The organism is Rhodanobacter sp. MP7CTX1 (genome assembly GCF_014205795.1).
Taxonomy (GTDB): domain Bacteria; phylum Pseudomonadota; class Gammaproteobacteria; order Xanthomonadales; family Rhodanobacteraceae; genus Rhodanobacter.
In genome coordinates, this window is sequence record NZ_JACHCN010000009.1 from 171,564 (window position 1) to 183,527 (window position 11,964).

Consider the following 11,964-nt stretch of genomic DNA (forward strand, 5'->3'; position numbering starts at 1 on the left):
AGTTAGAGCCAATGCGCTGGGGCCTGCCCTGGCCTCAAGGTCGAGCGGCCCCGGCAGGCATCGTCGAACCACGCAAGCTCACGCGCGATCGGCAACCCACAAATGCGCCCGATGCGGTGGCGGCGGCAGCGCGTAGTCGCGGTACTCGTGCGGGTTGCCGACCTCACCCGCCTCGGCGGCCTTGATGATGTTGTAGACCTCGCGCGCGGTGACGTAGTGCAGGACGTATTGCTTGCCGTCGTTGTAGGCGCTTTCGAGATGGGCGTGCATGGCGTGCGCGGCATCGCCAAGCAACGTATCCATGTCGCGCTCCTGCGTGCCGTGGGTATGCACCTTGACGAAGACCCATTCCGGGCGTCCCTCGACGTGGACGCCGGTGCGCACCCAGGCGTCCACTCGCGCGGCCGTGGGCGGGCAACCGCGGCGCACATCGGCGTTTTCGATGCGCGGGATCAGGCCAAACCGGCGCTCGCGCCAGTTCAGCCCCAGTGGGCCCTGCACGATCATCAGGTCGCCACTGGCGCTGCCGCCAACGTGCACCGGCTCGCCGGTGTTGTGCGACTTTGGGCGCAACGGATCGTCGGTGGCGTAGTAGATCGCGTTGACCATGCGCGTCTGTGTATCGCTAGGTGCGGATGGCAGGGTGAAGTCAGCGTAGCAGCCCAGTTCGCGCAGCAGGGTGAGCTCATTGTTGATGCCGCACCAGCGTCCATCGGCGCGTGAGTTGTCGAGGCTCCAGTTGCCGTGGATAAAGCCGAAGCGCAGCCGGCCGGTGTGCGGATCGCGCGACAGAGCGCCATGGCGTTCGTGCAGCAATTCATTGAAGCGACTGATCGTCGCGTTGAAGTTTTCCGCGGTGTCGTCATCGTGATGCAGGTGGATTTCGATCTCGCCGTAACCTTGCGCGCACAACGCGGAGATTTTCTGCAGGTGTTCCTCGAGGTATTCCTCCTCGGGATAGAAGAAGCTGTGCTGCGGCGGTCGCCCATCGGCGTCGCGGTGGGCATCGGCGAGTGACCGGTAGTCGCTGCACCAGCGATCGACGCGTTGGCGTTGCGTGGCGAGATCGACCCGCCCCCACGCTGGCTCGAAGTGATCGACGAAACAGAACATCACGTGCACTGGGCCATTGGCGGGCGGTCCCGGCAACCGGCGACGCAGATAACTGGCGAGCCAGATCTGCATGTTTCGTGCGCGGATCGCCCAGCTCAGCGCCAGCACACCGAGCACCAGCAGCAGGATGACCGACAACAGAACGGTGACTACCATCAAAGTGAAGCTCCTTGCGGCAACAGGGTCAGCAGCTGCTCGGCGTTGTTTCGCCACTGGCGTTCGCGAATGATGTAGCTGCGTGCCGCCGCACCAACGCGCTGGCGTTGGTCGGCCTGCATGGCGAGGTCGAGCACGCGCTGCACGCAGACCTCCGTCTGGCGACGAGGAAACAGCCAGCCGGTCTGGCCATCGCTGACCACCTCGGCGATCGGCGCATAATCCGGTGCCACCATCGCCACGCCCATGGCCATGAACTCGAACAGCTTCATCGGTGAACCGTACTGGTTGGAGTCGGGCAGCACGGCGTAGTCCATGCACGCGATCCAGGCGGCGATGTCGTCGTGCGCCACTCTGCCTGGCAGCAACACACGCCCGGCCAGGCCACGCTCGGCGACCAGCGCGCGTATGGCCGGCAGCGTGCGGCCGTCACCGACCAGCACCAAAGCAAGTTGCGGCACTTCGGCAATACGCTCTGCGATCGCCTCGACGAACGCATCCATGCCGTGCCAATGGGCGAACGCGCCGATGTGGCCGCAGACGACCCGACCGGTCAGCCCGCGTTCGGCGCGCAGGCGTTCGGCATCGAACCGCGCGGGATCGAAGCGTGCCAGGTCAGCCGCGTTCGGCGAAATCACCGACGGTGCAATGGCGCCGTAGGCATCTTCCGCCTGCTGCTTGAAGTAGCTTGAGATGAACACCAGGCCCGTGCAGTTGCGCATGCACCAAGCCTCGATGCGCCGCGCCAGGCCCTTCAGCCGCAGCGGACGTACGCGCTCGACCAGCGCCGAGTCGTTGATCTCGAGTATCAGCGGAATCCGCCGGCGTCGCGCGAGCCAGACCGTAGCGCACAGGAACAGCGAATAGCGTTCGTAGATCAGCTGGGGCTGCCGTCGCCGGATGGCCATGCTCATGCGCAGCAGGGTGATCGGGTTATAGGCAAGCTCGAGAAACTCGAACAACACACCAGGTAGGCGCGTAACCATACCGGCCAATCGGCCAGGACGAACATGACCTTGCTGCGCAACCGGCTCGTGCTCGGGATCCGCACCGGGAAACGACATCACCGTCACCTCGTGCCCAAGCTCGCGCAGGCCGTTGACGACGCCGCGAATATGCACGCCCTCGACATCACGGCCGCGGGTGCGGTGGTGATAGAGGATCCTCATGCAGCTTCGCGCGGCAAGGCAAGCAACCGGCGGCCGGCGGCCTGCCACTCCGGCAGCAGCGCAGCCAACACCTGTTCTGCGCAGGCCGCGTCGTCATGCATCAACACGATGTCGGCGGCACGTGGTGGCCGGTTGCGCAGTCGTGCGATCACCTCCGCATCCGATTGATTGAGATAGTCCATGCTGTTGTAGGACCAGTAAGCGATACGGCGGCGTTGACGGGCGAAATGCAGAAGCAGGGCCACCGAAAGACTGCCCCGCGGCGGTCGGAAGCAATGCCGCGGGTGGTCGTCCAGTGCCGTCAGCAGGCGATCGGTGCGATCGATCTCATGCAGTTGCTGACGCAGCGATATCTTGCTGAACGACAACGGATGGCTGAACGAATGATTGCCGAGCGTATGACCCTCGGCGACGATGCGCTCGGCCAGCTGGGGATGTCGCTCGACCTGCTGGCCGATCAGAAAGAAACTTGCCTGCGCGTCGTGGGCCGCAAGCAGGTCGAGCAGCCGCGGCGTGTGTTCCGGGTGCGGCCCGTCGTCGAAGCTGAGATAGAGGGCGCCGTCGCTGCGTGGGCCGCGCGTAAGCACCAGCGCGTCCGGTAGCAGGCCCAACAATTGCTGCTTGCTCAGCTTGATATTCATGCGGTCCAATCGAGTTGGGAGGAATATCCAGCGACGACCGTCTGCAGAATGCGATCCAGACGATCCACATTATCGGCCCAACGGAAACCGCGTGCGTGAGTGGCGATCCGGGCACTGTCCCAGGCCCGCCCGCTGGCTTCAATCAAGGCAGTCGACAGCGCTTGACTGTCGCGCGGGGGAACCAGCATCCCCGCGTATTCGGGCACGACTTCGGGAATGCCACCCACACGACTTGCCACCACCGGCGTACCGCAGGCCATTGCCTCCAGCACCACGTTCGGCACACCTTCATTGTGGCTGGGCAGACACAACAGGTCGGCCGCGCGAAACCAGTCGCCGAGCCCGGCATGCGCGACGGCGCCGATCAGCTGGACGTTTTCGCCGCAACCCAGCGCCGCCATGCGCTGCAGGAGTTCCGCCCGCGCGGGCCCCGCACCTACATAGACCAGCCTTGCTTGCGGCCGCACCGCAAGCAAGGCCGGAAAGGCTTCGAGCAGATCGATACAGCCCTTGCTCGATTTGAGATTGCCGACATACAGCAGCAGCGGCGTCGCGTCGGAGAGTCCCAACCGCGATCGCGCCTGAGCCTGAACGCCCGGGGCAAACAGCTCACTGTCGACGCCGTTGTACAGGGTATGCACGCGAGCCGCGTCGACACCGAGTGCGACCGCCTTGTCGGCGAGTGCACGACTGACCGCGATAACCGCACCGGCATGGCGCAGCGACCCACGAATCTGCGCACGGCGCAGTGCATGGTTGGCCTGCACGTTGAGATCGCTTCCATGCACTTTGACGACATACGGAATGCCGAGCAGTCGCGCCAGCCACCCTGCCGCAACGGCGTCGGGATAGGCCCAACTGGCCAGCACGCAGTCATAGCGTGCAGCGCGCAGGCGCCGACCGCGTTGCAGCAGCAGCGAGATCAGCCAACACGTCGCGTGCAATGCGCGTCCGATCCGCGGCGGATAGACGAATACAAAACAGTCCGTACGCAAACCGGTTACCGCGACCTCGCCACGCACGCCGGACAGACGTTCGCGAAAATCCACTGCGGTGACTACATCGACATCATGCCGTTGCCCCAGCCGCTCGAATTGCTGACGGTTGAACGCGCCGCGCAGCGGATCCCAAGGCGTCGGGAACAGGTTGGTAAGCACGAGTATCTTCATGCGCATGTGCTCATTCCGATGACCCGGACGACGAGTCGAGATAGATCTCGGCGTAGCGTTTCGCCATGGTTTCCAGCGAACCGTTGAGCTCGACCCATGCGCGTGCCGCGTCGCCCATGGCACGCGCCCGCTGCGGTTCCTGTAGCAGCGCAGTGATGGCATCCGACAGCGCCTGTGGATTGCGCGGCGGCACCAGCCGACCGGTGACACCATCCTGCACGATCTCCCCATTCCCGCCGACGTCGGTGGCCACGATCGGCAACCCCACGGCGCACGCCTCCAGCAAGGCCATCGAATAGCCTTCGCTCAGCGACGGCAGCACGAACAGGTCCAACCCCTGCATCAGGGTCTGGGCGTCGCTGCGGTCGCCGAGAAAATGTACATGGGCATCCACGCTCTCCATCGCCGCGCGCTGCTCCAGTTCCGCGCGTAGTTCGCCATCGCCGATCAGAACCAGCGCAGCATCCGGCAGTTGCTCGCGCACGCTGCGCAAGGCGCTGATCAGGCCCGTCTGATTCTTGACCCAGTTCAATCGGCCGACGCTGCCGATAATCCTGGTCTGCATCGGCAGGCCCAACGTCCGCAGCAATCGCTCGCGCATCTCGCTGGAGGCGATCTGGAAAGTGTCCAGCCGAATGCCGTTGGGTACCACCCTGGTCTTCGGACCAGGCACGATGCCGCGCCGAATCGCATCGATACGGGCCGCCTCGCATACGCAGACGACCGCCTGGGTCTGCGCCAGCACCCGACGGTAAAGCCATTCGCGGCGGGAAAAACCTTGCCGCTCGCCCATGCCGTGGCGCGTGTTGATGATGTGGCCGATACCGAGCCCGAAGCTGGCCAGAACCGCCTGGTAATGCACGACCGCGTTATGCGTGTGCAGTACTTCGGTGGCGTGGGCGCGGATCATCCGCCGCGCGCGCACCAACGCCCGCAGGTCCAGACCGGGACGCTTGTCGCAGACGCCTACCGGTATCCCCAGTGCGGTCAGTTCATGCGCTAGCGACCCGCTCTTGAACAGGCATACGACCTGGCAGCGGTGGCCTTGCTGATGCTGCAGCTTGACCAGTTCCAGCACCACACGCTCGAGGCCGCCCCGATTCAGGTTCTCGACGAAATGCGTGATGTTCATGGGCCTGCTATTCATGGATGCAGTGTTCATGCGACGGACGACGGTAATTGGGAGACAGTGACGCGCAACTTGCCGCTTGGCGTCAGTGGAATGTCATCGACAAACTCGCAGCGCAACTCAATGCTGTCTCCCACTACCTTGGCAACTTCACGACGGATATAGGCCAGCGACGACTCGTCGAAACCGGGGCCGCGCACCATCACGAGTTCGAGTTGGTCCAGACGACGCTGCACCACCTGAAAGCGCTCAAGCCCCGCGACATCCTTCAGCATGTGCGGGAAGAACTCGCCAGGCAGGATATGCCCGGCCGGCGTGCGGATCGCATCAAGCACCCGGCCATCCACACGCCGCAGCAGCGGTAGACCACGACCACAGCCGCAAGTGGACGAAGTCGCCGTTGCCACGTCACCATTGACGTAGCGCACGAACGGCATGCCATAGTTGAACAAATCCGTGATCACCACTTCACCGGTGCATGTGCCTGCCGCATGCGGGTCGTCGGCATGGGAACTCGCCGCGGACCCCGGCTTGCGTAGTTCGACGAGCAGATGATCGGCATTCACATGCAGTCCGTCGCGTTGCTCGCACTCGGCGGCAATCAACATGAACTCGCGGCAGCCATACGTGTTGTAGGCCGGACAGCCAAACGCCTGTTCGATGATCTGGCGCTGAAATTCGTGCAGGGCTTCGGCGGCACCAATGATGGTCTGTGGCCGGTATATGCGGCGACCGGTCGCAATCAGCCATTGCGCGAGCCGCACCAGCGGGCCAACGTAGGCGACGATGACGTCGGGTCGGTACGCGTCGATGGCATCGGCAAAGCTGCTCATGTTCGCCTCGGTCATGCTGAAGCTGTTGAGCACGCGCCGGGCAAAAGCGGCGTTGTACAGACGATCCTTGAATTGGTGCGCGCGGGTCGGTTCGCCAACGGCACCGCCCCACAGAAACAGAGTGCGCCGCCCCATGCGCGAACCCGCCCATTCATAGCCACGCCACATCACCGCCGTGCGACGGTCGTTGCTCTCGCGGGTGAAGCCGAAACGCAGCGGCTCACCGGTCGAACCACCGGTGGCCTTGAACTGCAGGCGATCGCGCCAGGAGTCGGCCGTGAGCTCATCGGCGTGGGCGCGGATGTCTGCCTTGGTCAGCACCGGCAGTTGCGCGTAATCGTCAAGATTGCGTATGTCCGCCGATGTGATGCCCAGCTCGCGCCACCGTCGCTGGTAGAAGGGTACTTCGCGCTCGCAATGTTCGAGCAACCGCTGCAGGCGCTCCCATTGAAGTGCGGCGATCTGCTCCGGAGCCAGCCACTGGTTGCGCCGATACTCGTTGAGATACGCCAGCGTGCGGCGGCGCCGTAGTCCGCTCTCGTAGATCGGATACAGCACGTGGCGGAACGCGGTTTCATACCAGCCAGCCATCAGGCCCCCTTTCCCGCGCGTGCGCCAACCCAGCTGAGCAGGCGACCCAGCAACAATGGCTGGCCTGCCGCGAACCGCTGATGCAAGCCCTGCAACTGGCTTATATCGGCCCGGCTCCAGCATCCGAGCAGCAACGTCAGCAACAGGTAGAGGCCGGTCAGCACGACACCGCCGATCAGCAGGGTCAACACCGGTATCAGATGCAATCCATAGACGAGCGACGCCGTCGCTGCCGCCAGAGTGGCCGCCAGCAGGATGCGCAGCAGGCGCCCCCAGGCGAGCCCCATCCCGGTGACGCGCATCCCGATCGTCACGTACGAGCTCGAACCGATCAACGCCTCGATGACAATCGCAGCTACCGCGCCCTGCAGTGCGAAGTGCGAGATCAGGGCGATGTCGAGCGTGAATTTGAGCACGCCGAAGATGATCGTCATGGTCAGGATGGTATGTTGCCGATCCGCGCTGACCAGCAAGCTGGTGGCACCCTGCGCCACGGTGCCGAGGGCGCTGCAGAACAGGCATAGCGCAAGTACCGGTGCGGCTGGTGCATAGACGCTGCCATACAGGAACGCGATGACCGGGCCGGAAAAGCATGCGCCGAAGGCCACCACCGGCGCCGCCATCAGCACCAGGTAAGTAGTCACGTCGACGAAGCGCTGCCCGGCGACCGCGTGACCCTGACTCAGCGCTTTGGCCATCATCGGCAACAGCACGGCGCCGAACACCCCGGGCACCAGCAACATGATGCCGGTGGCGAGTTGATAAGCCACCTTGAAGTAACCGGCTGAAGTCGGGCCGGCGTAGAGATTCAGGAACAGGATCTCCACGTCGCTGGCAATCAGAAAGCCCACGATGATCGTCACCGAGACAATGCGCAGATGCCGGTGCATCCGCCGTGACAGGTCGTCGGGCAGACGGCTGTGCGCCGTCGACAAGGGTGCAACGAGCCGGCGCGCCTGAACCTGCGACGTCAGCAGGAAGATCGCGCTGGAGAGTGCGTAGACAACCAGGAACCAGAATATCGGTGCATGCAACAGCATCGCGATGCCGACCATCACCAAGTTCAGCGGCGCTGACATCAAGGCGATCTTGGCGGTCGCGTCGAACGCCTCGAAGCCCTTGGCGATCGAGATGTTGAACATGTATGGCGCGCGCATCCCGACTGCAACAATCAGCAGGCCAAATTCGACATAGTCCAGGTCCGGTGCAAATCGTCTGCCGGCCACCAGAAACAGAATCGTTCCGATACCCAGGACCACCAGCAGGTGCCAGCGCTGCACGCGCCGGAAATCCGCCAGCAGCGGAACGATCAGATCCTGCTGGTTGGCACCGCGCAGTTCGGCCACGAACTTGATCACGCCGGTGGTGATTCCCGAATTGGTGATCACCACCCCGACCGCGGCAAACCAAATGAACAGAGCATAGATGCCGTAGTACTCCGGCCCGAGATGGCGCGCGATCATGATCGCTGCGACCATGCCGAGGAAGTACTCGGTATACATCCCGATCGAGGAAAATATCGTGTTGCGCAGGGTGTGCTCGCGGCTTGTCATGCGCTGTGCATCAGCAATGTAACGATGATGAACAATGCGACGATGCTGGCCAGTGCGATCGGCACCCAGCGCCACCCGTCGTTGATCAGGCTGAAGGCCGGCAGCCCTGGAAAGCGACGACGGGCACCGACGTAATGTCCGACCACCACCGCTGCCAGCAGGTACAGCACCACGGTATAGCTGCGACTGAGAAAGAACGCCGCCGCAAACATGCCACACAGCGAGAGCAAAAGAGTCAGCGCCAGTGCGCGCTCCCGTTGCCAGTCGTCCCCGTTCACCGGTTCGTCCGTGGTGACCGGGTCATCCGTCTTGATCAGGTTGGTCGCCCTGGTTGCCGCGTTCGCGTTGGGCTGGCCGATCTCCGTGGCTGCCCCAACGACGGGCTCCGATTGAAAGCGCAGGATCGTCAGCATCATCCAGAAGCCGTAGCCGACGAAGGCCAGCCACAGGATGTAACCGAACAAGCCGGTCTCGGCCAGCACCAGCACGAGCGAGTTGTGCGCGGTCAGATCGTTGTAGTCGGTGAAGTTGCCGGCGCCAACGCCAAACAGCGGGTGCGACAGAAACATGTGCAGACCCTCGTACCAGGCATCCACGCGCCCGAACGCCGAGGATTCGTCGACATCCAGCTCCTGCATGCGCGAGGGCAGCATCATGAGGCCCATGAGGCCGAAACTGCTGAGGACCAGCGCAGTCACCAGACCCCGCTTGCGCCACAGATATACCGCACCGATCACCAGCACCGCCATGATGGCGCCGCGCGAATTGGTGAGATAAATCGCATACAGCAGCAGCGCTGCTGCCGCGAGCCAGAAGATGCGTCCCAAAAAACCTCCGCGGGCGCTGAGGTAAAGCACCATGGGCAGCGTAGTGGCGAACAACAGGCCCAGATCGTTGGGATCGTTGAAGATACCCACGTACTGAATGCGACTGTCCTCGGACAGGCCCATGCCGGTCCAGCCGATGCCCTTGTTGAACTGATCCACGCCATGCAGCGCCAGCACGATGGAGCACAGCGCGAATACCGTGAGCGTGATGACCACGCGCGACCGGTTGACTGACACGGCCGAGGCCAGAACGAAAAACGCGATCACGATCGGTCCAAAATTCGTCAGTTGCTCCAGCGCACCACCGCTCCAGCCATTGACGACCAGCGAAACCATCAGGGCCAGCAGGAATACCGGCAAGATCAAAAACTGCGGTGCCGCAAATGTCTTGGCCGCAGAGCCCAACCAGCAAAGGAACGCCAGCACCAGCACAACCGGCAACACCGACACCCCCTCCAACACAGGCATGTAGTCCTGCGGTCGGATGATGGTGAGCACCAGATAGAGAAGGCTCAGTATGAACATGCTGCCTCTTGCCCGACCATGCCGATTCGACCCACGGTGGGATAACCCATCAGTTCCGGTAACGTCAGCATCGCGGCGAACCAGCCCGTTCCCATCGCACGCTCGACGGGCAGTCGATTCAACGCATAGCGATTCAGAGCGAACTGCCGATTGGTACCGCAGATGTAACTGCACGCCGCCCGGTAACCCGCCGCCATGGTCGCCTCCATCACCCGGGCATCGAAGGCCAGGTCGCCACCGACCGGATAGGAGAGCAACGTCGCTGGCGCACCGAGCTCGCGCTCCAGGGCGTTCCTGGAATCCACCAGCTCCGCTTCCAGCTGAGCCGGTGGCAGCTGCGCGAGCATGCAGTGACGGACACCATGCGAGCCAATCTCGAACCCGGCCGCCCGCATCTCGCGCAGCGCATCCCAACTCATCGGCCGGCAGTCGGGATGGCCCGCTTCGCGTGGCATCTGCCACTCGTGCTCCAACCGCGAGATCAGGGACGACTGGATCGCGTCATCGAGTCCCTTCATACGGCGCAATACACGACTGGCAAGCTGCCGGCGCTCGGCGCGCAGGAACGGCATCGGCACATCCAGGCCAACTTCTGGTAATGCCAGCCGCCGCACCGGCGCATGCAGAATCATGTACATCAGCCAGTCGTAGGCAAACGGCCGTCCACTGTCGATATGGTTGGTGGAGACAAAAAAGGTCGCCGGTACCCCGAGTTCGCGCAGGATCGGATACGCCACCCGGTAGTTATCGTCGTAGCCATCGTCGAAAGTCACGACCACCGCATTCGTTGGCAGGCGCGTTCCCGCATCGAGCGCGGCGACCACGTCACCCAGGCTCATCGGACAAAAGCGTCGCCGAAGCAACTGCATCTGTTCGCGCAGACCTGCGGCGGAAGTGCTGACCAGATCCAGGTCGAACGCGAATGCATTCGGATCCCGCAGATCCAGCACACGATGATAGGCAAGGATACGCAGATCCCGTCGCAACCACGCCCGCCCCAGTTGCAGAACATGCAGCAACCCGGTGCCGTAGCACAATTCGCCGAGCATTTCGCGGATGCCGGAGCGCGGCATGCTGGCTTCCTCGTTGATCACCACAGGTGCAACCTCCGATTGCGGGCGAAGGCGATGAGTGCCTGGGCCGCGAACAGATTGAGATACCAGAATGCCACGACCAGCCGCACTGGCAACATGTGCTCGGTTGCCGGCAACCGGCGACCGACCACCACCAGCCCGACACCCGCGCACAACGCCAGCAGGGGCAACAGATACAGCGCATGGCGAGTGGCGAGCACGGCACTGGCCAGCGCCGCCAGCAACAGCAGCCATGGCGCCAGCAGTCGCAGCAGCTTGTGGCTGACGAAACGCCACCAGAGGGGATTGCTCCAGGGTACGAGCAACCAGGGAGCCAACTGGATCAGCTGATAATTGCCGGCGAGCGTGCGGATCTTGCGTCGGCGCTCTTCGGCCGGATGCTGCGAGGGCCGATCCCAGGCCAGCGCCAGCGGCTCGAACACCACACGCCGGCCGGCTGCCGCGATGCGCATCGGTATCAACACGTCATCGAGCACCGTGCCCGCGGGGAGCGGCCGGAACAGTTCGCGGCGCATCGCGTAGAGCGCGCCAGTCACACCTATGGTCGAGCCCGAGCGGCTTTCGGCGTGGCGTATCAGTTTCTCGTAGCGCCAATACGCATCGACGCCACGCGCAAACCCGGTCAGTGCGTCCAGCAACCTCAGTTCGCCGCTGACTGCGCCCACGGCGGGGTCGGCGAGATTGGCAACCAGCTCGCGCAACGCGACTGGATCCAGGATCTGGCGCACGTCGGTCATCAGCAAGAGATCGCCACTCGCTGCAGCAATGGCATCGTTGAGGCACGACGCCTTGCCGCGGCGCTCGGCAAACTCCAGCACGCGGATGCGCGGATCGGACACTTCGCGGCACTGTGCCGCGGTGTCATCGCGACAACCATCGCAGACAACAATGATGTCGATCCTGTCGCCTGGATAGTCCAGCGCGAACACGTTCGTCAACTTGGCGCGGATATGCGCGCCAGCCTCATGCGCCGCGATCACGACAGTGACTGTCGGCATCGGCATTGTCGGCGTCGCCACTTCTTTGCGCACGCGTCGCGGGAGAACGCGCGCCAACCACAACACGCATAACGGATAGCCCATGAAGACATGGAACAACAACAGCGCCGAAAACCAGAACGCGAGGGTCGCCACGGCGATCATGCGGACTCCATCCGATCCGGCC

At 63.5% G+C, this 11,964-nt stretch carries 10 protein-coding genes; all 10 read right to left on the minus strand.

Features of this window, described 5'->3' with window-relative positions; genetic code table 11:
- Window positions 1-78: 78 nt before the first annotated feature.
- The 10 genes from HDE77_RS12925 to HDE77_RS12970 are packed head-to-tail and all read right to left on the minus strand — an operon-like array spanning window position 79 to window position 11,942.
- Entirely contained in the window at window positions 79-1,269 is a 1,191-nt protein-coding gene (locus HDE77_RS12925; protein WP_184417764.1) for a hypothetical protein, read from the minus strand.
- Complete coding sequence (locus HDE77_RS12930) at window positions 1,269-2,438, minus strand: glycosyltransferase family 4 protein (protein ID WP_184417765.1); 1,170 nt, start codon at window positions 2,436-2,438, stop codon at window positions 1,269-1,271. Before HDE77_RS12930 ends, HDE77_RS12925 begins: the two co-directional genes overlap by 1 nt.
- Window positions 2,435-3,079: a polysaccharide deacetylase family protein gene (locus HDE77_RS12935; protein WP_184417767.1), complete on the minus strand. Its 645-nt coding sequence runs from the start codon at window positions 3,077-3,079 to the stop codon at window positions 2,435-2,437. Before HDE77_RS12935 ends, HDE77_RS12930 begins: the two co-directional genes overlap by 4 nt.
- Window positions 3,076-4,254 (minus strand): glycosyltransferase family 4 protein, encoded by a 1,179-nt coding sequence (locus HDE77_RS12940; protein ID WP_184417768.1) that lies wholly within the window; start codon window positions 4,252-4,254, stop codon window positions 3,076-3,078. The genes HDE77_RS12935 and HDE77_RS12940 overlap by 4 nt, the downstream gene beginning before the upstream one ends.
- Before the next feature lie 4 nt (window positions 4,255-4,258).
- Window positions 4,259-5,380: a glycosyltransferase gene (locus tag HDE77_RS12945; protein ID WP_184417771.1), complete on the minus strand. Its 1,122-nt coding sequence runs from the start codon at window positions 5,378-5,380 to the stop codon at window positions 4,259-4,261.
- 26 nt (window positions 5,381-5,406) lie between these two features.
- Window positions 5,407-6,801: a phenylacetate--CoA ligase family protein gene (locus HDE77_RS12950; RefSeq protein ID WP_184417773.1), complete on the minus strand. Its 1,395-nt coding sequence runs from the start codon at window positions 6,799-6,801 to the stop codon at window positions 5,407-5,409.
- Entirely contained in the window at window positions 6,801-8,354 is a 1,554-nt protein-coding gene (locus HDE77_RS12955) for an oligosaccharide flippase family protein (RefSeq protein ID WP_184417775.1), read from the minus strand. Before HDE77_RS12955 ends, HDE77_RS12950 begins: the two co-directional genes overlap by 1 nt.
- Complete coding sequence (locus HDE77_RS12960) at window positions 8,351-9,706, minus strand: O-antigen ligase family protein (RefSeq protein ID WP_184417777.1); 1,356 nt, start codon at window positions 9,704-9,706, stop codon at window positions 8,351-8,353. The genes HDE77_RS12955 and HDE77_RS12960 overlap by 4 nt, the downstream gene beginning before the upstream one ends.
- Complete coding sequence (locus tag HDE77_RS12965) at window positions 9,694-10,779, minus strand: polysaccharide deacetylase family protein (RefSeq protein ID WP_184417779.1); 1,086 nt, start codon at window positions 10,777-10,779, stop codon at window positions 9,694-9,696. The genes HDE77_RS12960 and HDE77_RS12965 overlap by 13 nt, the downstream gene beginning before the upstream one ends.
- A gap of 17 nt (window positions 10,780-10,796) precedes the next feature.
- Complete coding sequence (locus tag HDE77_RS12970) at window positions 10,797-11,942, minus strand: glycosyltransferase family 2 protein (protein WP_184417781.1); 1,146 nt, start codon at window positions 11,940-11,942, stop codon at window positions 10,797-10,799.
- Window positions 11,943-11,964: the final 22 nt, after the last annotated feature.